Origin of the sequence: Streptomyces sp. NPDC001381, assembly GCF_042895685.1 — a bacterium.
Lineage (GTDB): Bacteria > Actinomycetota > Actinomycetes > Streptomycetales > Streptomycetaceae > Streptomyces.
In genome coordinates this window covers 332630-358079 of sequence record NZ_JBIAWO010000004.1, presented here as the reverse complement: position 1 = coordinate 358079, position 25450 = coordinate 332630, and the positions used below count along the sequence as shown (strand labels likewise).

Below are 25450 nucleotides of genomic sequence, written 5' to 3'. Positions count from 1 at the left end.
CCGCACCGCCCTACTCACGAAGGGACGATTCATGGCAGACGATGCCGTTCCCCGCCGCTACCACGTGGTGGTCAACGCACAGGAGCAGTACGCGCTGTGGCCGGCCGAGCGCACTGTTCCCGACGGCTGGTTCCCGGAGGGCACCTCCGGGACGGAGGAGGAGTGCCTGCGCCGGGTGGAGACGCTGTGGCACGACATCCGCCCGCTCGATCTGCGCCTGCTGCCCACCCCACCGGCCACGGCCGGCGATTCGCTCACGGCCCGGGGATGACGCCATGACCGAGATGACCGACCTTGCCCGTACGGCCGGGACGGCCGCCGTCGAGCGCGGCGGGTCCGCCTCACTCGGCCAGCGGCTGCTGGGGCTCATGGAGCACTACCGGGGACCGGAGTCACCGCTCGCCGTGCCGGTGTTCTACCGGCTTCGGGGCGATCTCGACCGGACCGCCCTGCAGGCCGCGCTCGACTGCCTCGTGGTCCGGCACGAGGCCCTGCGCACCACGTATCACACCGAGCGCCGGCGCCTGGTGCAGCGTGTGCGCGAGCCCCGTCCGGTGCCGCTGGAGTCCCGCCGGGTCGACGACGCGCCGGGCGCCCTGGAGCGGGCCATGCGGGAACTGGTGCGCACCCCCTTCGACCTGGAGGTGTCCCCGGTCCGCGCGGCGCTCCTCGATGTGTCGCCCGAGGAAGCGGTGCTGATGCTCACCATCCACCACCTCTCCACCGACGGCTGGTCCGGTGGCGTACTGGCCGGGGACCTCGGCCGCTTCTACCGGCCCGGGCAGCCGGGCGTCCTGCCCCGGTCGGTGCCCCCGGCGATGCAGTACCTGGACTTCAGCGAATGGCAGCGCACGCGGTTCGAGACGGGCCTGCTCGCGGAGCAGCAGGAGTTCTGGCGGACCCGGCTTGCCGGGGCCAGGCCGCCGGCGTTGCCGGGACGGCCCGCGGGCCGCGCCGACGGCCCCCAACTGCCCGGCACGCACACCTTCGACCTCCCCGAGGAGGCGGTCGCGGCCCTGACGCAGATCTGCCGGTCCCGTCGCCTCACCACGTTCGTCGCCGGCCTCGCGGTCTTCACGTCCGTGCTGCACGCCTACACCGGCGACACCGACGTGGCCGTCGCCTCGATGTTCGCCAACCGGATCCGCCCCGAACTCGTCGAGACCGTAGGCTTCCTGACGAACCTGCTGGTGCTGCGGCTGACCATGCCCGAGCGGCCGACCTTCGAAGACGTCCTGGAGGCCGGCCGGGACATCGTGTACGACGCGCTGGGCAATCAGGAGATCCCCTACCACCTGGTGCCGCAGGCCCAGGGGGAGCGCGGTCCGGGGCTGGAGAACATCCTGTTCCAGGTGATGGCCGGTCCGGAGTATGCGCTGTCGCTCGACGGGCTCGAGGTGAGCCAGGTCGGGCCGCCCAGCGGCGGCGGCACCCGCTTCGACCTGGAGTTCGCCCTCATTCCCACGCGGACGGGCATCCAGGGCATCGTCTGGTACGACCGGCGAAGGTTCGAGACGGCGTGGGTGAACCGGTTCGTCGACGACTTCGCCCGCATGGCGGTCCGCGTGGCCGATGCCCCCGACCGGCCGGTGGGCGACCTCGGGACGTCCTGATGACCACGTCCCCGCCCGGGGACGCCCGGCTCTCCGTCAGCGTCCCCGTCAGCGCCGTGCTCAGCTGGGAGTACGACACGCCTCCGACCCGCCTGTCCCACCTGTACGAGTCGGCCAAGCTCGCCCAGTGGAACGCGTCGACCGACATCGACTGGTCCCTCCCCGTGCCGTTCGGCGCCCCGCTCCCGGAGGGCTCGGCCCACGCCCTGGGCACCTTCACCTCCTCCCCCCTGGCCAAGCGGGGCAAGGCCGCCTGGGACGCGTTCCGCTGGGAGGTGCAGGGCTGGATGGTGTGCCAGTTCCTGCACGGTGAGCAGGCGGCACTGGTGGCCTGCGCCCGGCTGGCCGAGGCGCTGCCCGATGTGGAGTCCAAGCTGTGCGTCATCAGCCAGGCCGGGGACGAGGCCCGTCATGTGGAGGCCTTCTCGCGGTATGCGCGGGAGCACATACCGCGGCCGTATCCGGTGACCGAGGCGCTGCGGTCGCTGTTCTCGGACGCCCTGACGGCCCGGGAGTGGGAGTACACGGCGCTGGCGATCCAGTGTCTGGTGGAGCCGGTGGCCCTGGCCGGCTTCCGGCTGGCGGGGGCGGCCTTCCACGACGACCTGATCAAGCAGATCATGGTGAAGGTCGCGCGGGACGAGGCCCGTCATGTCTCCTTCGGCGTCCTGATGCTGAACCAAATCCTGCCCGAACTGACCGCCGCGGAACGGGCGGACCGCGAGGAGTTCGTCCTGGAGTCGGTGGCACTGCTGCGCCGGCGGTTCCTGCTGGCGGACGTGTGGGAACGGCTCGGGGTGAACGCCCGCGACGGCGCGCGGTTCGCACTCGGGGATCCCGGACTGGCGGCCTACCGCAGGTCGTTGTTCTCCCGGGTGGTCCCGCTGCTGGCACAGGTCGGGTTGCTGACGGCGCCGGTGGTGAGCGGACTGGAGCGGCTCGATCTGCTGGACGGGGCCGCCGTCCGCACCGTCGAGCGGGTGCGGCGGCACGACCGCCCCACCCGCTGAGACGCCGTTCACAGGCTCAGGGACCGAGCCACGCCGACGCCCGGTCCGCCCGGCCCCGGTGTCAGCCGAACCGCCGGTCGATGGCGCGCGCCACCTCGACGGGGCTGTCGGAGAGCAGGTTGTGCCCCCCGGGCAGCAGCTCCAGGCCGAAACCCGCCGAGGTCCACTCCCCCCAGGACCGGATGTCCTCGACCGGCACCGCGTGCTCCTCCGTGCCCAGCAGGGCGAGGACGGGCACGTCGATGACCTCCGGGTCGTGGTGGTGGCACTCGATCGCCCGGTAGTCGGCACGCAGCGCCGGTTCGACCAGGGACAGCAACTCCGGGTTCCCGACGAGTTCGTCGGGGAGGTAGCCGTCCTCCCGCACCCGGGCCAGGAACTCCTCGCGCGGCCATCGCCAGACCTCGCCCACCGGAACGCGGTCCGGGGACTGGTGGGCGGAGACGGCCAGCCCGCGCAGCCGGGCGGCGGGCAGTCGCCGGGCCACCTCGTAGGCGATGATCGCGCCGGCGCAGTGGCCGTAGAGGTGGATTTCCCGGTCCCCGGCGTGCTCGCCGATGCTCTTCGCGAGCCCGTCGGTGAGGCGGTTCAGATCAGTGAGGGGCTCCTCCCGGGTGCGGGACTCCCGGCCCGGCAGCCGGACGCCCACGGTGAGCCACCGGTCCGGGAGCGAGCGGCACATCCGCTTGACCGCCGCGACTCCCGCACCGGCGTGCGGAACGGCATAGAGGACGCTCCGCGCATCGGAATTTCCTGATATCTCGACAAGCTCTCTGACTCTGCACATACAGGCCATGCTAAATGTACGGCACACCGCCGTCCGCCTGCGTTCAATGTGGCGCTTTTCTCGACGATATCCGGGGGCGATCATTTCTCTGTCCGCGCCCGCTACCGCTCCTGCACGGGAGGTCGAGAAATGCCTGAGGCGAAACTCGAAGTACTGCTGGTCCAGCAAGGCGTCTGGGACATGCCGCTGGAGTCCATGCCCCTGGCGTCGGGATATCTCAAGGCGATGATCCTGGACGATGCCGAACTGCGCGAGAACACCTCGGTGGAAATCTGTAATTTCCGTGGCAAGGTGACCCACGCCGAAATGGCCCAGCGGCTGTTCGGCGGCCGGATCCCCGACGTGCTGGCCTTCTCGGTGCTCGGCTGGAACGTACGGGCCTTCGGCGCACTCGCCGCGACCTACAAGCAGCTCAACCCCGACGGCTGGGTGGTCTTCGGCGGCACCCACGCCTCTGGCCAGGCCGAACGACTGTTCCGCCTCTATCCGGAGGTCGACGTCGTCGTCAACGGGGAGGGTGAGCTGACCTTCCGCGAACTGGTCCGGGCGCGACTGCACCACGTGCCCCGCACCCGGCTGGGCGCCGTCCAGGGCATCTCGTGGCGGCGCGTGGACGGCACCACGATCACCAACGAGGAGCGCGGCCGCATCGACGACCTGGACATCATTCCGTCGCCGTTCCTCACCGGCGCCATCGACCTTCTCGACGAGGAAGGGAATTTCCGCTACGACGTCGCCCTCATCGAGACGAACCGCGGCTGCCCCTACAAATGCGCGTTCTGCTATTGGGGCGGTGCCGTCGGCCAGCGGGTGCGCGCCTTCTCCCGGGAGCGGCTGAAGTCCGAACTGGAGCTCTTCGCCTTGCACGGGGTGCACACCATCGTGGCCTGCGACGCGAACTTCGGCATGTTGCCCATCGACCGGGAATTCGTCGACGACCTCGTGGAGATCAAGGAGAAGTACGGATTCCCGCGGGCCTTCGAGACGTCGTGGGCGAAGAACAAGTCGAAAGTCTTCTACGACATCGTCCGGCAGATGAAGGAGTCCGGGCTTCGCAGCTCGTTCACGCTGGCGCTGCAGTCGCTGAGCTCGGACGCCCTCACCTCCATGAAGCGCCGCAACATGAAGGTCAACGACTGGCGGGACCTCGTGGAGTGGCTGAACAAGGAGGGCCTGGAGTGCTACGCGGAGCTGATCTGGGGGGCGCCCGGCGAGACGGTGGAGTCGTTCCTGCACGGCTATGACGAACTCGCGCAGCACGTCTCACGGATCGCGGTGTACCCGATCATGCTGCTGCCGAACACCGACTACGCCGAGAACAAGGAGCTCCACGGGATCGTCGCGCTGCGCGGGAACGACGACGACTTCGAGTACGTGCTGGCCCACCGCACGATGTCGCTCGAGGACAACGCCCGTATGCAGCGCTTCCTGTTCTGGGCGCGGGTGATCGCGGAGAACGCGGTGCTGCGGCACTGCTGGACTCCCCTGCGTGTGCTGGCGGGGTGGCAGCAGTCGCAGGTGCTGAACAGCCTGGCCGACTGGGTGGAGAGCACCGCGTCGCCGGACGCCGCTCCGCTGCGCGAGGCCGCGAACCGGGCGGAGGGCGGCGGCGCACCGGCGTACGCCACCGCCATCGGCTACCTGTTCACCGACCCCGCGGGCCGGCGGGCTCTGGAGCAGTGGTGGCGCGAGGCGGTGCGGCCGCGGCTGGCCGGAGTACACCAGGCGTTCCTCGACGAGGTGTTCCGCTACGACCTGCTCACCCAGCCCGTCTGCGACGACTCACTGCCGGTGGTGGAAGAGGCCGGGTGCCGGTACGCGGTGCGCGAGGGCGTGGTGCTGAGCCACAACGTGCCGGCCGCACTCGCCCTGCTCCGGGCGAACGAGGAGGCCGACCTGACGCCCGAGCCCACGCGGGTCGACCTCTACTACCGCACCGGCGCCCTCAACGCCGTGCTCTCCACCAACCACGAGGAGATCGTGCACTTCATGGGGGAGCCCAGGCCGTCCGGTGCGCCCTTCGACCTGACGGCGGTCGCCTGAGGAACGGCACACGCACCTCCGCGGCACGCACACCGGAAAGGGCCGCCCGCCGGCGTCGGCGGGCGGCCCTTTCCGGTCAGGACCGTGCGGTCAGCAGACCCCGGTCGACCTTGCCGGTCGCCGTCAGCGGCAGGGCGTCCACGGCCGTGATCCGCCTCGGCACCATGTACGAGGGCAGCAGCGTCGTCAGGAACCTCCGTATCTCCTGCACGTCGGGCGGGGTCTCATGGACCGGCACGTAGAACGCGTGCAGGTCCTTTCCGCCGGGCACGTCCACCGGGACCACGGCGGCCGCGCGGACACCGGGACAGCCGGCCAGCGCGCTGTGCACCTCGCCGAGTTCGATGCGGTAGCCGCGCACCTTCACCTGGTCGTCGAGACGGCCGAGGAACTGGAGGACGCCCTCGTCCAGCCAGCGGGCCCGGTCCCCGGTGCGGTACATGCGGGCACCGGGGACGGGCGACCAGGGGTCCGGCAGGAACTTCCGGGCGGTGAGCACCGGGCTCCCGGCGTAGCCGACGGCGACGCACTCCCCGGCGATGTACAGGTCGCCCGGCGTCCCCACGGGGCACGGCCGCAGGTCCTCGTCGAGCACGTAGTAGCGGGCGTTCATCATGGGCCTGCCGTACGGGATGCTCGGCCACTCCCGGTCCACCTCCGCCACGGGATAGTGGTTCGACCACACCGTGCACTCCGTGGCCCCGCCGAGCGCCACCACCTCGGCCCCGGGGAACGCCTCGCGCACCTCGTCCGGCAGGGCGAGCGGAATCCAGTCGCCGCTCAGCAGCACCAGCCGCAGTCCGTCACGGCCGCGGGCCTCGCGCAGCCCGAGGTAGGGCGTGAGCATGGACAGGGCCGCGGGCGCCGAGTCCCAGAGGGTGATCGGCTCCGCCTCCAGGATGTCCACCAGGGTCTCGGGCTCGGCGATCTCGTCCTGGGTCGCGACGCGCACCGAGCCCCCCGCGGCGAGCACGCCGAACATGTCGTACACCGACAGGTCGAAGCAGAACGACGTCACGAAGAGCACCCGGTCCTCGGGGCCGACCCGGTAGGTGCCGTTGAGCCACTCGACGAGGTTGACGACCGAGCGGTGCTGGACGAGGACGCCCTTCGGGACCCCGGTGGAGCCCGAGGTGAAGATGGCGTAGGCGAGATCGTCGGCGGTGACCGCATCCGGCAGCGGGAGCGCGGGACGGACCGCCACGTCCGCCGCCGTCCACACCCGGCACCTGCGCCCGGCCCGCGCGGTCGGGTGCGCCACGCGGATCAACGCGTCGTAGCGGTGGGCCAGTTCACCGGTGAACGTACCCTCGGCGCGCCGCAGCACCTCCACCTCCCCGACACCGGGCAGCACCTCGGGCAGCCGGCGCAGCAGCGCCTGAGGCACCCGCAGCCCGGCATGGGACTCGGCGTCGGGGTCGATCAGGTCCGCCAGCAGGATGGTGCCGCCGGGGCGGAGCAGGCCGGTCAGCGAGTCGAGGGTGTGCAGCAGGTAGTCCATGTCCGGCAGGAACTGGACCGTGCTGGCCAGCACCACCAGGTCGAACGGCCCCTCGACGGCGGTGGCCACCTCGTGGGCGTAGGCTCGGCGCCCCTCGATGGCGAATCCGCCGGCCGCCGCGGTGTCCAGGTTGCGGCGCACGGCGACCCCCGACGGATCGGTGGCGACGTAGCGACGTGCCGTCGGGGCGAGGGCTTCCATGATGAGGCCGGAACCACAGCCGACCTCCAGGATGTCCGCGCCGGGTCCGGTCACCCGGCCGGCCAGCGCGGCAACGTGCCGCGCGTACCGCTCCACGTCGGCGGAGGTGTAGGGGCGTTCCGAGCGGCGGAGGTTGAATCCCGCGGCCTCCAGCGGGTCCGGCTCGCCGGACAGGAAGTCGAAGAACTCCTCGACCATCTCCGGGTCGAGCACGTCCGCCCAGGTCGTCTCCGACTCCAGGTCCGGGCAGACGACCTCGGTCACGGTCTGCGTCTCCCAGCGCAGCTCCTGAATGGTGCGCAGGTGCGCCGCGCTGGTGACCACGCACCGCACTCCGAGGTCGCCGAGGAGACGGACGACGCGTTTACGCGGCCAGGCCGGATCGATCGGCACGTACGCCGCCCCGGACTTCAGCACGCCCAGCAGCGAGACGACGGCGTGCGGGGCCCGTTCGCAGTACAGCGCCACGAAGCTGCCGCGGCCCACGCCCCTGTCGTGCAGAAGCCGGGCGACGCGGTCGCTCCGGGCGTCCAGTTCGGCATGGTCCACCGCCGTGCCGTCGCCCGCCACCAGCGCGGGGCGGTGCGGGTGCCGGGCGGCCGCCTCGCGCAGCAGTTGCACGACGGTCGCGGTGCGCCGGAACTCCCGCGCGGTGGTGTTCCAGGCGGGCGGCGGGAGCCGCTCGTCCGTCCGGGTCATCGGGGTTCTCCTCCGTCGTCCGCCAGGATGGCTTCGATGGTGTCGGACAGGTCGGCGACCGTGGGGTGGTCGAAGAACAGGCGCAGGGGGAGCCGGCGCCCGACGGCTTTGCCGAGGTCGGCCATGATGCGGGCCACGAGCAGCGAGTGGCCGCCGGCGTCGAAGAAGTCCTCGTCGTCGGTGAACGCCTCGTGCTCCAGGGCGGCGGCCCAGGCGGCACGCACGTCCTTGCGCAGCTCGGTGCCGGTCGGGCTCGGATGGGGGAAGCTGCCCGGGGACATGAATGGTCTCCTTGCGGTGACAGTGGACGATTTCACGGCGGGCCCGGTCAGTGGTCCGGGTCCGCCGGCAGGGCGGCGAGTGCCTCCAGGGCGGTGACCGCCAGGGCGAGCAGCTCGTCGACGGGCGGCCGCGCGCCGTCGGCGTCGTGCACGACGCGCAGCCGCAGCCGGTCGGCGACCTGCATCGCGCTGATCTCCAGCTCGTAGGGGCGGGCGTTGCCGGGGCCACGGTCGCCGACCTCGCCGAGTGTCTCGGTGGTGAACAGCTGTCCCTCGCGCACCTGCCGGTCGGAGCCGCCGAGCAGGTCACCCAGACGGCCCAGGTAGTTGAAGTTGACGGTGGCGGGCGGCAGGCCGGCCATGCGTTCCCGTACGACGGGATCCGCGCTGGTGTGGCGCAGCAGGCCGTAACCCTGACCGTCGTCCGGGAGCCGGCGCAGTTCCTCCTGGACCGCGCGGTGCACCGCGAGGGGTCGCACCGCCGACAGCAACTCGACGCGCACCGGGTGCATGACCGTGAACCAGCCGACCGTGCGGCCCGGGTCGGCCCCGGGGAACAGGTCGTCGCGGCCGTGCCGTTCGACGTCGACGGCGACCCGGCGCCGGCCGGTCCAGCGGGACACGGCGTAGACGACCGCGGCGAGCACCAGATCCTGTGCGCGGTTTCCCGGTTCACTGCCGGCACGGCCGAGCAGCCGGGCGGTGACCTCCGGTGGCACGTCGGCCGTGGCCACCCGCGCATCGCCCTCGAGCCCGGGACGCGGGGGCCGCGTCGTCGGCGGTTCGACCGCCTCGGGGGGTGCCCAGCGGTCGAGTTCGGCACGGACGGCGGTGGACTCCGCGTGGTCGCGCAGCAGTTCGGTCCAGCGCGCGTAGGGCACGGTGGGGGGCGGCAGCTGTACGGGCCGCCCCTCGCCGAGCTGCCGGTAGGCCCGGGTCAGGTCGTCGACGACGATCTGCCAGGAGACGAAGTCGACGACCAGATGGTGAGCGACCAGCAGCACATGCGCGGCGCCCGCCTCGCCGGCCGACCGGACCGCCGCCGCGAGCAGCGGCCCCTTCTCCAGGCCGATCAGGCCGTGCAGTTCGGCCGCCGTCTCCTCGGGGGTGGCGGAGGAGACGTCCTCCAGGATGCGGATCGGCTCGCCTTCGGGGTCGTAGGACTGCCGCCAGGCGGAGCCCTCGGCGGGCGGGTGGAAACGGTGCCGGAAGACGGGATGGTGGTCGGCGACCGCTCGCAGGGCCCGCACCAGCGTGGCGCGATCGGCCGGCCCGGTGGTCCGGAGCAGGACGGCCTGGTTCCAGTGGTCGGGTTCGGCGAGCGTCAGGTCGAAGAACCACTGCTGGACGGGGGCGAGCGGGATCGTGTCGGAGTCCGGGACGGCGTCCACGGGCGCGGGCGGCGGCGTGGGCGGGGTGTCGGCGAACCGGGCGACGGCGGCGAGTTCGCGCAGCACGGGACAGGTGAAGAGCTGGCGGGGGGTGATCGTGATGCCTTCGTCGGCGGCCCGCGACACGATCCGCAGGCTGGTGATCGAGTCACCGTCCAGGTCGAAGTAGTCGTCGTCGGGCCGTACCTCCGGCACGCCCAGGATCTCCGACCAGATCGCGGCCAGCCGGGCCTCCATCGGCGTCATGTGCGCGCCGGTGTCCTCGGGGCCGTCGTCCTCGCCGGCGGTGCCGGCCGCCTCGCCGGGCCGCCGCGCGGTCTTGCCGTTGGCCGCCGCTGGCAGGCGGTCGGCCAGGAGGCACCGGGACGGCAGCATGTACTCGGGCACCCGTCGGCGCAGCGCGTCCTGCACGGCCGCCGCCGTCAGCCCCGCACCGCGCGGTACGACGTGCGCCACCAGTCCGCCGTCCGCGTCGGCGACGACGAGCGCCCCCGACACCTCCGGCAGCCCGAGCACGGCCGCCTCCAGCAGCGCCGGCTCCACGCGGTAGCCCCGGACCGTCGTACGGTCGCCCGCGCGGCCGACGACCACGACGTCGCCGTCGGGCCGGTAGTGGGCGAGGTCGCCGGTACGCTGCGGCGGACCGTCGGCGCCCGACGGGGACACGCAGAGCTCCCCCACGACCCCGGGCGGGCACAACCGCCCCGTGGCGTCCAGGACGTAGCGGTCGATGCCGGACACCGGGCGGCCGACCGGGACGAACGGAGCGTCGTCCGGGCCGTGCGGTGGAATCTCGTGGGAGCTGATCACCGGCAGGAGGTCGGCGCCGCCGTACTCGTTGAGGACGCGCACCGGCCCGGCCTTCTCACGCAGCTCCCGCACCAGGCTGCCGGCCAGCGGTTCGCCGCCGAGCACGACGGCGTCCGCGCGCAGCGGCCGTCCGTCCAGCCGTGGCACCACCCCGGACAGTTCGGTGGGGGTGCAGGACACCAGGGCGAAGTGCCGTTCGCCGGTCAGCAGTGCGGCCAGTTCCGCCGGGGTCGCCCCGGCGCCGGTGAGAACGGCACTGCCGCCCGCGGCCAGCACCACGAGCAGCCGGGCGAGCGCGCGGTCCGGCGCCACGGCGCCGTGCACCAGGACCCCGTCGAGGGAGCCGTGGCTCTCCCGGAGCTGACGCGACCACGCGGCCAGCGCCCCGTGGTCGAGGACGGCCGTGCGCGCCGGACCGGTCACCCCGGAGGTGTGCTGGACCAGCGCGGGCCCGCTGCCGTCCGGGGCGCCGGCCGGCGCCGGCGGCGAGCCGGGCCGAGGCGTCGTCCCGCCGGGCACGGGTTCGTCCGCGCACACCACGGGCAGGTCGACCGCACCGAGCAGGGCTCGGCCGGCCACCGTGGTGACCATCAGGCGGGCGCCGTCCCGGGACGCCGCGGCGGCGACCTGCGCGGGCGGGGTGTCCACGGGGACGGCGTCGGGGACCAGCCCGGCCAGGAGCCCGCCGAGACCGGCGACGGCGAGATCGGCGCCGTGCGGCAGCCAGAGCAGACAGACCGCTCCGGGCGGAGCGCCCGTGTCGGTCAGGCGCCCGGCGAACGCGACGGCACGGTCGACCAGTTCGCGGCGGGTGAGCCGTCCCTCGTCGGTCTCCAGGGCCGTCGCCTCCGGTGCCTCGGCCGCCAGCCGCACCAGCGCCGCGGGCACCGGCTCCGTCTCCCCCGGGTCTCGGGCCTCACCACGGGAAGCGGAGAGCAACAGGTCCCGGCCGACGGGGTCCAGGACGTCCGTCCGCCCCACGGGGCGCTCCGGGTCGCGCAGGACGGCGCGCAACGTGCTCTCGAACTGGGCGGCCAGCCGGGCGACCGTGGCCCCGGTGAACAGGTCGGTGTTGTACTCCCAGGCGAGGGAGATCGAGTCGTCCGCCTCATAGACGGCGCCGGACAGGTCGTACACCATGCCCCGCTGGCGCAGCGGCACCGACTCCAGCGTGAGGCGGCCCAGTTTCAGCACCTGGCCGCCGTCCCCGGTGAGGAACCGGCTGACCCCGAGCCGGTCCCCGTGCTGCGGCTTGTTCTGGCCGAAGGCGACCTCGACGAGGGGCGCCCGCCCGCGTTCGCGTCGCAGTCCGAGCCGCTCGACGATCCGCGCGAAGGGCAGCGTCTGGTGTTCCAGGCCCTCCAGCAGCGTGCCGCGGACCTTCTCCAACAGGTCCCCGAAGGACTCCTCCGGGTCGATCCGGGTGCGGCAGACCACGGGGTTGACGAAGTAGCCGAGCACGTCCTGGAACTCGCGGCGCTGCCGGTTGGTGGTGATCGCCGCGAGCGCGAGGTCCTGCTCGCCCGTCCAGCCGTGCAGCAGGACGTGGAAGGCGGCGAGCAGCACGACGTAGGACGTGGTGCCGTGGGCGCGGGCGAACTCCCCCAGTTCCGCGACACAGTCGGGAGCGAGCGCGTGGAAGTGGGTGGCGCCGCGCTGGGCCTGGACGACGGGCCGGGGTTTGTCCAGCGGGAGTTCCAGCGCCGGCGGCGGATCCCCGAGCACCTTCCGCCAGTGCTCCCAGTCGCGTTCGCCCTCGGCGCCTTCGACGGCCCGGGCGTGCCAGCGCAGGTAGTCGACGTACGTGTAGGGCTGCGGCGGCCGGTAGAGCTCCGTTCCGGTGGACAGCGCCGTGTGATGCGCCTCCATGTCCCGGAGCATCGTCACCAACGACCAGAAGTCGGTGACGATGTGATGGAGCGTCACCAGCAGTACGGGGCCGCCGGCCGCGTGCTCGTACAGGCGCACCCGCAGGGGGAACTCCGTCTCGAGGGCGAAGGGCCGGAAGGCCTCGGCGTTCAGCTCGTGCCGCAGCTCGTCGGCTCCGAGGGGTCGGGTGACCGTCTCGAAGTCGACCCGGGCGCGGGCGGCGATCCGCTGGAACGGTCTCCCGGCGCGCACCGCGAAGGTGGTGCGCAGGACGGCGTGCTGGTCGACCAGCGCCTGGAAGGTCCGCCGAAGCAGCTCCGCGTCGTGCCCGGAGGTGATGCGGGCGGCGAAACTCTGGTTGTAGGCGGCGCTCTCGGGGGCCACCTGGTCCGCGTGCCAGATCGACAGCTGGTTGTCCGACAGCGGGAACTCACCGGTGGGGCGTGCCTCGGGCGACAGCGGCGCCAGGGCCTCGCCCGGCCGCTCGGCCAGCCTGCGGGCCAGCTCCCCGACGGTGGTCCCGGAGAGCAGCTCGGCCAGGCCGACCGTGCGGCGCAGGCTGTCCTGGAGCATCATCTTCAGCCGCAGCGCGCCCAGTGAGTCCAGTCCCAGGTCCCGCACGGTGGTGGCCGGGGTCGGCTCCGCGGACGCCGCCGGAGTGAGGGCGGCCGCACAGGCCAGCAGATGCGCGACGATCTTCCGGGTGCGCACCCCGGCGTCGGGCTCGTCCCAGATCCCGTCGGCGGACGGGACGCCGGGCGCGGTGTCCGCGTCCAGCAGGGCGGCCAGTTCGGCGCGGCGCACCTTGCCGAGCGGGGTGCGGGGGATGACGTCCACGCGCGTGAAGCGCGCCGGCACCTTGTGGCGGGCGAGGTGCCGCGCACAGTGCGCGGCGAGGGCCTCCTGGTCCGTCGCGGCGTCCGGCCCTCCGCTCGGGAGCACGGCAGCGACCAGCAGATCGCCGCCGCCCGGCAGCGGAACGCCCACCACGGCCGCCTCGGCGACCTCCGGATGCTGCGCGAGGACGTCCTCGACCTCGACCGGGTTGACCTTGTGGCCGCCGGAGTCGATCAGGATCCGCTTGCGCCCGCTGACGTAGAGCCGGCCGTCGGCGTCGAGGCGGCCGAGATCGCCCGTCAGGTAGCGCCCGGCGGCGCGCGGTCCGACCGGGCCGGGCCCGTCACCGGCGCTCATCACGGCGGCGCTGGTGACGGCGATCTCCCCGGTCTCGCCGGGCGGCAGCGGGTCACCCGCCTCGTCCAGGATGTCCACGGTGACCCCCTGCAACGGGCGGCCCACGGAGTCGGCGACCACGGTGTCGGGGTCGCAGTCCCAGGAGACGCTGCCCGCCTCGGAGCTGCCGTACGTCTGCCGCACGCGCACCCCGAAGCGTGCCTGGAACCGCTCGCGCACGCCGGGGCCGAGGAAGTTGCTGCCGGACAGGCACAGGCGCACCGACGACAGATCGGCCTCCCGGTCCTCGGGCCAGTCCGAGAGCGCGGCCAGGAGGTAGGGCACGGTGGGGAAGACGGTCACCCGGTGCCGTCGCAGCAGCCCGAGCACGCGCCCCACGTCGAGTCCGGCGCTCCCGCCGGGGCCGTCGTCGCCCGGCGGAACCAGCACGAGGGTCGCACCGGCCAGGAGCGCGACGGTCATGCAGCAGAACTGCCCGAGCGCGTGGAACAGCGGAACGGGGCACAGGATCACGTCGTCGCCGTCGATCCGCGCGGAGGCGATGATGTGGTCCGCCTCGGCGAGCTGATTGCGCCGGCTGCGCTCGATCCGCTTCGGCTCCCCCGTACTCCCGGAGGAGTGGGTGACGACCCAGGGGGCGTCGTCGGGCTCCGGTGCGTCGGCGGGCCGGCCCGGGCCGCGGGCCACGGTGCCGAAGGACAGGGCTCCCTCCGGGGCCGCGCCGACGACGATCGTCCGCGGTGCGCGGGACCAGCCGCGGCCGAGGCGTTCGACGAGGGGCAGCCGGGCGGCGTCGGTGATCACGACGGCCGGCACGCGGTCCTCGGACCGGACCCGGACCTCCTGCTCGGTCGCATCCGGGTCCAGCGCCAGCACCTGGGCCCGCAGTCCGGCCGTGGCGAAGTAACCGATCACGAACTCGGGGCAGTTGGGCAGCATGATCAGAACACGGTCCCCCTCGGCCACCCCGAGGCGGCCGAGGCCGGTGCGCACCGCGGCCACCTGTTCGCCGAGTTCCCGGTAGCTCAGGCGGCGCTCGCCGAAGACGACGGCGGTGCGGTCGGGCGCGCGCGAGACAACGGTACGCAGCCGCTCGTCGATCACCGGGCGCCTCCGTCGGCGGCCTCGGCCCGCACCTGGGCCAGCACGTAGTCCTCCACGTCGCTGACCTTGCGGATGCGCTGTGCGCTCTCCTGATCGATGGGCGGCAGGGCGTACTCGTCCTCCAGCGCGAAGGCGAGTTCCAGGAGGGCCAGTGAGTGGTAGCCGAGTGTCTCCACCAGGTCCGGATCCTGCTCGTCGGCGCGGGAGGCGTCCGGCGCCATGCTGATCACGATCTCGCGGATCTGCCGGCGGGTTTCTTCCTCGGTCCGCTGGGTCATCTGCTCTTCCCGTCTTTCGGCCGTGTTCCGTGTGCGTGCGTGTCGGGGTGCGCAGCCCCCGCGGCGGTGCGCGGGGGGGGGCTGCGCAGGGGGAGGGGGCACGGGGCCCGTGCCTCATGCCGTGGTGACGACCTCCAGCAGGTGGGGGCCGGGCGAGGTGAGGGCGGTCCGCAGGGCGTCGGGGAGCAGTTCGGCCCGTTCGACGCGGGCCGCGGCGCATCCCTGCGCACGGGCGAGGCCCACGAAGTCAAGCCCCCGCAGGGCGGTGCCGACCGGCTTGTCGATGCCGAAGCGCTCGGCGAACCGCTCCACCGTGGCGTAGGAGCGGTTGTTGACGATGATCACGGTGAGCGGGAGGCCGAGCTCCGCCGCCGACCACAGGGCCTGGACGGAGTACATGGCGGAGCCGTCGCCGACGATCGCGACGACCCTGCGGCCGGGCCGGCCGAGCGCCATGCCCACCGCGGCGGGCAGTCCGTGGCCGAGCGCCCCGCTGGCACAGGTGTAGAAGCTCTCCGGCCCGGTGTTGGGCAGGTACTCGCACATGACCGGGCGGCTGCTCGGCGCCTCCTCGACGATCACGCTGTCCGGCGGTCTGAGTCCGGCGAGCGTCTGCATCAGCAGCGGCTGGCCGATCGCGCCCCGCCCCTGCGCCACCCTGGACGGCCGGGGCCGTGCGGGAGGGTCCCGGCGCTCGGTCGACGGCGGGTGTGCCAGCAGGTCCCGCACACCCTGCCCGATGCTGGTCAGTACCGAGGTGCCCACGGGGGTCCAGGCGGCCGTGTCCGGGTCGTCGGTGAGCTGGAACAGCGTGGTCCCCGGCGGCAGGACGGGGCCGCTGTCCGCGACGTGGTACGTGAACACCGGTGCTCCGACGGCCAGCACCACGTCGTGCCCCGCGAGTTGCTCCACGATGCCCGTGCGCACCGGCGGCAGGAAGCCGGCGAAGAGCGGGTGGTCCTCGGGGAAGCTGCACCGGGACGACATGGGGGCGGCCCACACCCGGGCCCGGTGCAGCTCCGCGAGGGCGATCACGTCGTCGAAGGCGCGTTCCTGGTCGACGGCGGCGCCCACGACGAGGGCCGGCCGGGCGGCCGCGGCGAGGGCCCGGCCGATCGCGCCGACGAGGTCGGGGTCGCCGCGCACGGCGGTGCTGACCCTGTGCTCGGGCAGCGGCTCGGCCGGGGCCCCCCAGTCGTCGGCCGGCACCGACACCAGCACCGGTCCCCGGGGCGGGGCCATGGCCAGGTGGTAGGCGCGGGCGATCGCGGCCGGGACGTCCTGCGGACGGCCGGGCTCCCGGCTCCACTTGACGTACGGCCGGGGCAGCAGGGCCGGGTCGTCGTTGAGCAGGTACGGCCCCCCGGCCAGCAGGGAGCGTGCCTGCTGGCCCGCCACCACCACCAGGGGTGTGCGGTTGCGGTGGGCGGTGAAGAGGGCGCCCATCGCATGGCCGACGCCCGCCGCCGAGTGCAGGTTGACCAGCGCCGCGTCGTGGGTGGCCTGGGCGTGGCCGTCAGCCATGCCCACCACGACGGACTCCTGGAGGCCGAGCACGTACCGGAAGTCCTCGGGAAAGTCCTGGAACATGGGCAGTTCCGTGGACCCGGGGTTGCCGAAGACGGTGGTCATGCCCAGCGACCGCAGCAGGTCGAAAGTGGTGTCGCGCACGGTTGGGGTCATGTCGTCCCTCTGACTGGATCGGACTGGTTCCTTCTGGCGTTCGGACTGTCAGTCCCGGTCCGGCTTCGCGGCCCGCAGAGCCGACCAGACCCGCTCGGGCGACAGCGGCGAGACCGTCAGTGCCTCACCTATCTCGGGCACGGCGTCGGAGACGGCGTTGGCGACGACGGCCGGCGGCAGGATGGCGCCGCCCTCGCCCAGCCCCTTGAACCCGCCGGGGGTCACCTCGCTGGGGGTGGACCGTTCCTCGACGGACACGGTGGGCACGTCGCCCGAGGAGGGCAGCGTGTAGTCGCCGAACCCGGTGGTCAGTGGCCGGCCGGTGACGGGGTCGTGCAGTGCCTCCTCCAGCAGGGCGATGCCCAGACCCTGGGCGACCCCGCCGACGACCTGGCCGGCGGCGATGAGCGGATTGACCACCACACCGCTGTCGTTGACCGTCCAGTAGTCCTCGACGGCGATCTGTCCGGTCTCCACGTCGACGGCCACCGCGGCCCCGTGGGCGCCGTAGGAGAAGGTGAGGGCCGGCGGGTCGAAGTCGACCGACTCCTCCAGCTGGATCCGGTCGGGGTCGGGCCGCCCCCAGCCCTTCCAGCCGCGCGAGGCGACCTCGGCCCAGGTCCTCGTGGTGTCGCGGCCGACGGCCCGGAAGACGGTTCCCTCCCGGGTCACCTCCGCCGGGTCGGCGCCGAGAGAAGCGGCGGCCAGGGCGGTCATCCGCTCCCGCATCCGCGCGCAGGCCCGCACCAGCGCCCCGCCGGCCAGGGTGAGCGAGCGGCTGGCCTGCGAGGAGAGGTCCGAGTAGGGGGAGGTCGCGGTGTCGCCCAGCTCGACCGTGACCGAGTCGAGCGGGACGTCGAGATGGTCGCTGGTGATCTGGGCGAGTGCCGTCTCGATGCCCTGGCCGATGCCGACGACGCCGGAGAAGACGACGACGGTGCCGTCGTGGTTGACGCGCAGCCGGACGCTCTCCCACCCGCTCCAGTCGATCCCGAACGCCTCCAGCAGCGCCGTCGGCGCGAAGCCGGTGATCTCGACCCCGGCGCTCACCGCGACACCGCGCCGTACGGTGTCGGTCGAGGGCCGCCGGTGCCCGGCGGCGATGGCCGCGGCGCGCCGCAGGGCGGACGGGTAGTCGCCGTTGTCGTACGTCATCCCGGTGCGGGTGGTGTACGGCATCTCGTGCGGTTCGATCATGTTCCGCAGCTGGAGGCCGACGAGGTCCAGGCCGCGTTCCCGGGCCGCCTCGGCGATCAGGCGTTCCCTGATCCAGGCGGCCTCCTGCATGCCGTACCCCCGGTAGGCGCCGGTGGGGACGGCGTTGGTGTACACGCCGGTGACCGTGGCCCCGGCCCGTTCGAACCGGTAGGGCCCCTCCAGCGCGAGTCCGGTGACCTGGAAGGGGCCCGAACCCGCCTGGATGGAGAACGCCCCGAGATCGCCCTTGACGTCCGCGTGCACGGCGAGGAAGCGGCCCGTGTCGTCCAGGGCGAGCCGCGCCCACGCCTGCTGCCCACGGCCCTGGTACGCGGCGGTCAGGTTCTCGGCGCGGTCCTCGATCCACTTCACCCGGCCGCCCAGGAGCACGGCGGCCAGACAGACCAGTGCCTCGTCGACGTGCAACGTCACCTTGCCGCCGAAGGAACCGCCGACGTCGGGCGCGACCACCCTGATCTCGTCGACGCGCAGCCCGAGGGTCGCCGCCAGTTCCCGCCGTACCACGTGGGGTGCCTGCGTGCTGCTCCACACGGTGAGACGGCGTACCGCGGGGACCCACTCGGCGAGCAGTCCCCGCGGTTCCAGCGGGCTGTGACTGGCCCGCTGGATGGACAGACGCCGCTCCACCACGTGCGGCGCGGTCGCGAAGACGCCCTCCAGTTCCTCGACGGGGTCGCCGAAGTGGATCCGCCCGGCCACGTTGCCGGTGACGTCGGGGTGGGTCAGGGGCGCGCCCTCGGCCAGTGCCTCGTCGATGCCCACGACGGCCGGCAGCGGTTCGATGTCCATCGCGACGCGTTCGGCGAGATCCTCGGCGAGGGCCCGGCTGTCCGCCACCACCAGGCCGATCGGCTGTCCCACGTACCGCACGACGCCGGCCTGCGGGTCGACGTGCCGGGCCCGCTGACCGGGCAGCCGCCAGGTGGTGGGCAGCGGTGCCAGCCACTCGGCGATGTCGTCGGGCCCCAGGACGAGCCGGGCCTCACCGCTCGCCCGGGCCGCCGTGGCGTCGAAGCGCACGACACGGCCGTGCGCCTCGGTGCTGCGCAGGACGACCGCGTGCAGGGCCCCGATGTCGTCGATGTCGTCGACGTACCGGCCGTCGCCGCGCAGCAGCCGGGTGTCGTTCAGACGCGGGAGGGAGCGGCCGACCAGGGGATCGCGCGCGCTCATCGGTCCTCCCCCGCCCGCTCCCAGTGCTCGCGGACGGCCGACCGTATGCCGCCGTACCCGGTGCACCGGCAGATGTGGCCGGGCAGGACGTCGGCCACGGCCTCCGCCGCCCCGAGCCCCACGCGCTCGGCGTGGCGCAGGGCCATGAGCAGTCCGGGGGTGCAGAACCCGCACTGCAGTCCGTGCGCCGCGCTCATCGACCGCTGCAGACCGTCGAGTTCGCCCTCGGGCGCGATTCCCTCCACGGTCTCCACCCGGCGGCCGTCGGCCTGCAGCGCGAGCATCAGGCAGGAGCGGACCGGCTCGTCGTCGACCAGCACGGTGCATGCCCCGCAGGCGCCCTGCTCGCAGCCCACATGGGTGCCCGTCAGCCCGAGGCCGTGGCGCAGGAAGTCGCTCAGCAGGGTGCGCGCCTCGGCCGGAGCGGACCGCACGGTTCCGTTGACGGTGAGTGTGATCTGTGTGGATCTCATGAGCCACTCCTTACGGCTGCCAGGTGCAGGGCCGCGCGGCGCAGGACGACGCGCAGCATGTCGGCGCGGTAGGCGCTGCTCCCGTGCAGGTCGTCGGGGGGAGTCGGGATGCCGACGGCGTCCAGGACCCCGTCGAGGGCGCCGTCGAGCCGGTGACCGACGAGGGCCTGCTCCGCTTCCCGCAGTCGCACGGGGCGGTCCGCGACGCCGGACGCGGCGATGCGAGCCCGGGTGACCACGGGGCCGTCCAGGGCGACGCCGAGACAGACGCCGACGAGGGGGCCGCCGGCGTTGCCTCTCCGGGTCACCGACTCGAAGCGGTGGCGCAGGCCGGTTCGACGGGGGATCTCGACGGCGGTGAGCAGTTCGGTCGGCCGCCGGGCGGTGACATGGGCCCCCAGGAAGAACTCCTCGGCCGTCAGCGTCCGTGCGCCCTGGACGCTGTGCAGCGTCAGCCGGGCGTCCAGGGCCAGCACGACCGCGGGCAGTTGTGCCGACGGGTCGGCGTGGCACAGCGATCCGCCGAACGTGCTGCGGTGCCGTATCTGCCGGTGGGCCACCTCGGCGACGGTCTCCGCGAGGACGGGCAGGGCCCCGAGCAGGCCCGGGTCGGTCTCCAGAGACCGCAGCCGGGTCATCGCGCCGATGCGTACGGCGTCCGCGCCCACCCGGATCCCGGCGAGCCCGGCGACCCGGTTGAGGTCGACCACGGTCGCGGGGCGGTGCCGCCGCAGGTTCAGCAGGGGCACCAGGCTCTGCCCGCCGGCCAGCGGTGTCACCGGCCGGTCGGGTCCCGCCAGCAGGGCGAGGGCGGCGTCGAGGGTGCGGGGGGCCTGGTAGTCGAAGGGCGCGGGCTTCACCGCGGCTCCCGGCCGCCGGAACCGAGCGAGCCGGACTCCGTGACGGACCGCACCAGTTCGACGGCGTGCGGCGGGGTGAGATGGCACAGGGCATCGAGCACGGTGGCGTCCAGCAGGACCTCCGCGCCGGTGCGTTCCGACGTGAGCCGCAGCCGCATCCCGTTGCCCAGCGGGGAGGCCGCCACCCGCACGGCCGCCGATTCGCAGACGATCCTGCACAGTTCCGCTTCCTGCCGCCCCGTGGGGCTCCACGCGAGTCCGCTCATATGACTTTCCTGCCGTCGAGGCCGTCAGAAGATGATGGAGAGCTGTTCATGGGTGGGCACCTCGGTGTCCAGCAGCACCCGGCGCCGCACCAGCCGGTACCGGCCGTCGCCGAGGTCCGTGACGATGTCCTGGCGGTCGGCGGTGGCGAGGGCGCCCTCGTCCCGGCCCCGGCTCCAGGTGGCGAGTACGCCGCAGTCGACGCGCCACGTCCCTTCCTGGGCCGTGCTGAACACCCGGACGGAGCCGAGGAAGTGGCGCAGTACCCCACCGGGGCGGTCGGACCAGGCGTGGCGCAGGCCGACGCGGCCGAGCTTCATGGCGAGGACGTGCTTGGTGGCCTCGAAGAGCATCGCCCGGTCGCTGTGCCGCGGCAAGTCCGGGTCCTCGCGCAGCAGCGGCACCGGCACCTGGTAGAGGAAGTCCTCCTCCAGCAGGGCGAGCCACTCCGGGTGGTCGCGGTCGTCCAGCAGCGCCGCCTCCTCGCTGAGGAAGTCCCGCAGCGGGGCGTCCAGTTCCCGGTGGCGTGCGACGCGCGCGGGGAAAGGCTGATGCTCGGGCAGGAGACGCGCCGGTCCGCCCGCCGGCACCGTGCCGGGGTCAGTCACGAGGGTCCTCCATGAGCTCCGACCAACGCCGGTAGAAGCCGCGCTGGTTGTGTTCCGAGAGGGTGATGAACTCCGCCCGTCCGGGGCCCGGGAAGTCGGGCACGGGGCGCCCGAGGCCCATGCCGAGCGACAGGTCGGTGGGCGCGTCGTCCGCCACGCTTCCGGCGATGGCCGCGTCGATACGGGCGAAGTTCTCGAAGTCGTCCATCTCGAAGAGGATTCCGCCGGCCGACTGCGAGCGCGCCTGGAAGGCGTACGAGCGCTGCTTCCACTCCTCGCTCATCGACCGCGGCACCAGCGTCCAGTACGTGCACTCGGTGTGCCGTGCGTCGATCGGCTGGTGCACCCGCCAGACGAAGTACTTCGTCAGCGGGTCGCCCTCACGCCCGACGGCGCGGTCGTGAGAGACGCTGAGGAACGCGGCGTTGGGGAAGACGACGCCGTGGACGACCTCGCAGTGCGAGTTGAACCGCACCTGTTCCTCGGTCTGCCCGGCGGTGAAGCGCGGCCATTCCTCGCGGGGATAGCCCAGGTACGCCGGCTGCGAGAGATCGCGCCGGAGCGTGGGGTCGGCCTTCTCCACCACGTAGCCGGCCCGCACCGCGTGCCCCTGCGGGGTGCTGACGTTCACCCCCATCAGGTCCAGTTCGCCCTTGCCCAGGGTTCCGTCGGCCAGGCTGCTGCCGTAGATTCCCTGTTCGAAGGCGGCCTGGTGGGTCGTCTGCATGTGGTACCCGTCGCCCGCGAAGTTGTCGGTGGCGATCTTCCAGTTGCCCTTGACGACGGAGCGCTGGGGCGGGCCGTAGACCTCCCACTCGCCGCCGGTCAGGTCCAGCAGCGCGTCCAGGTACCAGCGGAAGTCCCCGAGGTACTCCTCCAGCGGCGGTGCCTGCTCGTTCCAGGTCGCGAAAACGAAACCGCGGTAGACCGTGCACCTCGCCCGCGGCAGGTCGTAGTCCTTCTTGCGGAACGTCGGCGGGTAGTTGCTCCGGATGCTCGGGACACCCACGAGACGGCCGTCATTGGCGTACGTCCAGCCGTGGTAACTGCACCGGAAGTGCGCGGCGTTGCCGAACGTGGCACGGCACAGCTGGGTGCCCCGGTGGCTGCACGAGTTCAGCATGACGGTGATGCGGCCTTCTTCGTCCCGCGCCACGATGACACCGTCGTCGCCCAGCCGGCGCACCACGTAGTCACCGGCGTCCGGGAGCTCGGACTCGAAGCCGATCAACTGCCAGTTCGGGCGGAAGACCCGCTGGAACTCCTCCTTCAGGACGCCCTCGTCGGAGAATGCCCGACGGTCGAGCCGATAGGTGTTCTGCGCAGTGTCTGCGCGCGCTCTTTCACTCAATTCCTGCTCCGCCTTTTCAGGGCCGATGGCACGCCGATTCGGCATTGATGCTGCGGCAGGTTAGTCCCCCGAACTGCGCTCTGACCAGTGTCAGAGTTCGCGGGAAAACAGCGCCGTTCAACTTCCTGTACGGCATTGCCTGCCGCCTGGGCGCCCTGTTCTAGTGGGTCGGTGCCGCGCCCCGCCGCGCCGCTTCATCGGTTCATTCGAGACGGAGGAAAACCGTTGCCGATCCAGGACCTTTCTGCGGAAGAATTCACGCACAACGACTTCGAATACATTCCGAACCCCTTCTCCTTCTACACGAAGATGCGCACCGAGAGCCCCGCCTTCCGGTCGGACCGCATCTTCGGCGGGGCGTGGCTTTTCTTCAGCTACGAGGACTGTCTGCGGCTGATGAAGGACGAACGCCTCTCGAACGCCCGGGCCGCCGTCCCGCTCTGGTTCCTTCCGGAATCACAACGCGAGGAGTTCGCCGACATGATCGGCGTGTACGAGCGATGGCTGGCGTTCCATGACGGCAAGGAGCACACCCGCAACCGCCGTCAGGCCAACAACAGCTACCGGCCGTTCACCGACGAGTGGCTCGAACCCCGCATCCAGGGTCTGGTGGACCGTCTGCTCGACTCGGTCGACCCCGCCGGCTTCGACCTGATGACGGAGTTCGCCTTCCCGCTGCCCTCCATGGTCATCGCCGACGTGCTCGGTGTCCCGGTCGACGCGCACCCGGAGCTGACGCGCTGGACCGACGACATCGCGCACCTCTTCGGTTCGACGCAGGTGACCGTCGAGCACCTCAAGCGCACCCAGGCCAGCACACGGGAGCTGACCGAGTTCCTGGCCTCCGCCGAGTGCGCCGAGCACGCGGCCCGCGAGGGCGGGCTGCTGCACACGCTGCGCACCACGGAGGTGCACGGGCACCGGTTCTCCGAGGAGGACGTGGTGGCCCAGGCGGCTCTGCTGCTGTTCGCCGGAGTCGCCTCCATCCGCTACCTGATCGGCAACAGCGTGCAGGTGCTGGACGAGCGCCCGGCCGCCGAGCGGGCCCTTCTTCTGGACCCGGCGGCCATACCCGACGCCATCGAGGAACTGCTGCGTTTCTGCACCCCGGTGCAGTTCGTGGGCCGGGTGGCGCGTGAGGACATGCCGTACACCACCGCGGCGGGGGAGGAGATCGTGCTGCCTGCCGGACGGCCGCTGATGCTCTACGTGGCCTCCGCCAACCGCGACCCGCAGCAGTTCTCCCGGGCCGACGAGCTGGTCCTGGACCGGCCGGCCCCCAACCGGCACCTCACCTTCGGTGCCGGACGCCACCTGTGCTTCGGGGACCCCCTGGTGCGCCAGACCATGCGCATCGCCCTGACCACGCTCTACCGCCGGATGCCCGGACTGCGCGTGGTGCCGCAGAGCCTGAACTACAACAACAACCTGGGCTTCCACGGCTTCACCGAGCTCCGCGTCGCGGACACCACGACGGCGGCCGTGCCCGGGGCCGCATGACCCGTGCACCGCAGCCCCGCCCGTACCCCCGGCCGTCCCACGGCCGGGGCCCCACCGAGGAGAACCCGATGACGCTGCCCGCACTCTCCAACTTCGTGGACGGCAAGAGGACAGAGCCGGCCGAGGGCCGCTACGCCGAACTGCTCGACCCGTGCACCGGCGCCGCGAGCGCCCTGGCTCCGCTGAGCGGCCCGGAGGACGTCGACACCGCCATGCGTGCGGCGGCGGCCGCCTTCGAGAGCTGGCGCCGCACCGCTCCGGCGGCCCGCCAGGAGGCGCTGCTGCACATCGCCGACGCGCTGCGGGAGCGGGCCGAGGAGTTCGCCGCGGCCGAGCTGCTCGACACCGGCAGCGCCGCCGCGGCGGGCGAGATCCCTCTGATGGTGGACCAGCTCCGGTTCTTCGCGGGCGCCGCCCGCATCCTGGAGGGCAGCTCGGCCGCGGAGTACACCCCCGGCCACACCTCCTATGTGCGGCGGGAGCCGGTGGGCGTCTGCGCCCAGCTGGCGCCGTGGAACTTCCCCCTGCTGATGGCCGTGCTCAAGAGCGCGCCGGCCATCGCGGCGGGCAACACGGTGGTCCTCAAACCGGCCGAGACCACGCCCCGTTCCGCCCTGCTGTTCGCCGAACTGGCCGCGGAATTCCTGCCCGCCGGCGTGCTGAACGTGGTCTGCGGCGGGCCGTCCACCGGCCGGTCGATGACGGACCACGCGGTGCCGGCCATGGTCTCGCTGACCGGATCGGTCGAGGCGGGCATCGATGTGGCACGCACCGCAGCACGGAGCCTCAAGCGGGTCCACCTGGAGCTGGGCGGGAAGACGCCGGTCGTCGTCTTCGCCGACGCCGACCTGGACGCGGCCGTCGCGAAGATCGTGGAAGGGGCCTTCGGCAACGCCGGGCAGGACTGCACCGCGGCCACCCGGGTGCTGGTCGACGAGCGCGTCCATGACACGTTCGTGGAGCGCCTGGCCGCCGCGGCTCACGCCGTGCGGCCCGGCCCGCCCGGCGACCCGGACGCCGGTTACGGCCCGCTGAACAACGCGTCCCAGCTGGAGCGGGTGACCGGTCTGCTCGCCCGGCTGCCGGAGCACGCCCGGATCGTCACCGGTGGTGAACGGGTGGGCGACGAGGGGTACTTCTTCGCACCGACCGTGATCCGCGGCGTCCGGCAGGACGACGAGATCGTGCAGACCGAGGTGTTCGGCCCGGTGGTCACGGTCCAGTCCTTCGTCACGGAGGACGAGGCGGTGAAGCTCGCCAACGGGGTGGAGCAGGGGCTGGCCTCGGCGGTGTGGACCAGCGACCACGGCCGGGCGATGCGCATGACCACCCGCCTCGACTTCGGCACCGTATGGGTCAACACCCACCTCGGCTTCCCCTCCGAGATGCCGCACGGCGGGTTCAAGCACTCCGGCTACGGCAAGGACCTGTCCGTGTACGGCTTCGAGGCGTACACCCGGATCAAGCACGTGATGCACCACCAGGAGGCATGAGGCACGGGCCCACAGGGCGAAGGCGCCGGAGCGGACTTCCGCTCCG

At 72.6% G+C, this 25450-nt stretch carries 18 protein-coding genes; 6 read left to right on the top strand and 12 right to left on the bottom strand.

The annotated features are described in order from the left end of the window. Positions 1-31: 31 nt before the first annotated feature. Genes ACFY2L_RS20205 through ACFY2L_RS20195 form a run of 3 tightly spaced genes read left to right on the top strand, consistent with a single transcriptional unit; the run spans position 32 to position 2623 of the window. Positions 32-271 (top strand): MbtH family protein, encoded by a 240-nt coding sequence (locus ACFY2L_RS20205; RefSeq protein ID WP_390659715.1) that lies wholly within the window; start codon positions 32-34, stop codon positions 269-271. A gap of 4 nt (positions 272-275) precedes the next feature. Next, entirely contained in the window at positions 276-1613 is a 1338-nt protein-coding gene (locus tag ACFY2L_RS20200) for a condensation domain-containing protein (RefSeq protein ID WP_390659716.1), read from the top strand. Next, positions 1613-2623 (top strand): ferritin-like domain-containing protein, encoded by a 1011-nt coding sequence (locus ACFY2L_RS20195; RefSeq protein WP_390659717.1) that lies wholly within the window; start codon positions 1613-1615, stop codon positions 2621-2623. Before ACFY2L_RS20200 ends, ACFY2L_RS20195 begins: the two co-directional genes overlap by 1 nt. Positions 2624-2684: 61 nt before the next feature. Here ACFY2L_RS20195 and ACFY2L_RS20190 read toward each other — a convergent pair whose 3' ends face one another. Continuing rightward, complete coding sequence (locus ACFY2L_RS20190; protein WP_390822948.1) at positions 2685-3410, bottom strand: thioesterase II family protein; 726 nt, start codon at positions 3408-3410, stop codon at positions 2685-2687. A gap of 129 nt (positions 3411-3539) precedes the next feature. On the opposite strand from ACFY2L_RS20190, the gene ACFY2L_RS20185 reads away from it, so the two are divergent. After that, positions 3540-5453 carry a KedN5 family methylcobalamin-dependent radical SAM C-methyltransferase gene (locus tag ACFY2L_RS20185; RefSeq protein WP_390822947.1) on the top strand — a complete coding sequence of 638 codons (1914 nt, stop codon included), beginning with the start codon at positions 3540-3542 and terminating at the stop codon, positions 5451-5453. Between the two features lie 76 nt (positions 5454-5529). On the opposite strand, the gene ACFY2L_RS20180 is transcribed toward ACFY2L_RS20185, so the two are convergent. From ACFY2L_RS20180 to ACFY2L_RS20130, 11 genes are all read right to left on the bottom strand, one after another. After that, positions 5530-7854 carry an amino acid adenylation domain-containing protein gene (locus ACFY2L_RS20180; RefSeq protein WP_390659720.1) on the bottom strand — a complete coding sequence of 775 codons (2325 nt, stop codon included), beginning with the start codon at positions 7852-7854 and terminating at the stop codon, positions 5530-5532. Continuing rightward, the gene (locus ACFY2L_RS20175; protein WP_390659721.1) at positions 7851-8135 is read right to left on the bottom strand and encodes an acyl carrier protein; all 285 of its coding nucleotides are present in this window, start codon (positions 8133-8135) and stop codon (positions 7851-7853) included. Before ACFY2L_RS20175 ends, ACFY2L_RS20180 begins: the two co-directional genes overlap by 4 nt. Positions 8136-8182: 47 nt before the next feature. Further along, positions 8183-14503: a condensation domain-containing protein gene (locus ACFY2L_RS20170; RefSeq protein WP_390822946.1), complete on the bottom strand. Its 6321-nt coding sequence runs from the start codon at positions 14501-14503 to the stop codon at positions 8183-8185. Then, on the bottom strand, positions 14500-14781 hold the full coding sequence (locus ACFY2L_RS20165) for a hypothetical protein (RefSeq protein WP_390659723.1): 282 nt from the start codon (positions 14779-14781) through the stop codon (positions 14500-14502). Before ACFY2L_RS20165 ends, ACFY2L_RS20170 begins: the two co-directional genes overlap by 4 nt. Positions 14782-14895: 114 nt before the next feature. Further along, positions 14896-16452, bottom strand: coding sequence for a benzoylformate decarboxylase (mdlC, locus tag ACFY2L_RS20160; protein WP_390659724.1), 1557 nt, complete (start codon positions 16450-16452; stop codon positions 14896-14898). Positions 16453-16512: 60 nt separating this feature from the next. After that, positions 16513-18855 (bottom strand): xanthine dehydrogenase family protein molybdopterin-binding subunit, encoded by a 2343-nt coding sequence (locus tag ACFY2L_RS20155; protein WP_390659725.1) that lies wholly within the window; start codon positions 18853-18855, stop codon positions 16513-16515. Further along, a complete protein-coding gene (locus ACFY2L_RS20150) occupies positions 18852-19328 on the bottom strand; it encodes a (2Fe-2S)-binding protein (RefSeq protein WP_390659726.1) in 477 nt (158 codons plus the stop codon). The genes ACFY2L_RS20155 and ACFY2L_RS20150 overlap by 4 nt, the downstream gene beginning before the upstream one ends. Next, complete coding sequence (locus ACFY2L_RS20145; protein ID WP_390659727.1) at positions 19325-20188, bottom strand: FAD binding domain-containing protein; 864 nt, start codon at positions 20186-20188, stop codon at positions 19325-19327. The genes ACFY2L_RS20150 and ACFY2L_RS20145 overlap by 4 nt, the downstream gene beginning before the upstream one ends. Further along, the gene (locus ACFY2L_RS20140; protein ID WP_390659728.1) at positions 20185-20454 is read right to left on the bottom strand and encodes a hypothetical protein; all 270 of its coding nucleotides are present in this window, start codon (positions 20452-20454) and stop codon (positions 20185-20187) included. The genes ACFY2L_RS20145 and ACFY2L_RS20140 overlap by 4 nt, the downstream gene beginning before the upstream one ends. Before the next feature lie 24 nt (positions 20455-20478). Beyond that, positions 20479-21060 (bottom strand): aromatic-ring-hydroxylating dioxygenase subunit beta, encoded by a 582-nt coding sequence (locus ACFY2L_RS20135; protein WP_390659729.1) that lies wholly within the window; start codon positions 21058-21060, stop codon positions 20479-20481. Next, complete coding sequence (locus ACFY2L_RS20130) at positions 21053-22411, bottom strand: Rieske 2Fe-2S domain-containing protein (RefSeq protein ID WP_390659730.1); 1359 nt, start codon at positions 22409-22411, stop codon at positions 21053-21055. The genes ACFY2L_RS20135 and ACFY2L_RS20130 overlap by 8 nt, the downstream gene beginning before the upstream one ends. Positions 22412-22636: 225 nt before the next feature. On the opposite strand from ACFY2L_RS20130, the gene ACFY2L_RS20125 reads away from it, so the two are divergent. Together ACFY2L_RS20125 and ACFY2L_RS20120 are read left to right on the top strand one after the other, a co-directional pair. Beyond that, positions 22637-23911, top strand: a complete 1275-nt coding sequence (locus ACFY2L_RS20125) for a cytochrome P450 (RefSeq protein ID WP_390659731.1) — start codon at positions 22637-22639, stop codon at positions 23909-23911. 68 nt (positions 23912-23979) lie between these two features. After that, positions 23980-25404: an aminobutyraldehyde dehydrogenase gene (locus ACFY2L_RS20120; protein ID WP_390659732.1), complete on the top strand. Its 1425-nt coding sequence runs from the start codon at positions 23980-23982 to the stop codon at positions 25402-25404. The last annotated feature ends 46 nt before the right edge of the window (positions 25405-25450 follow it).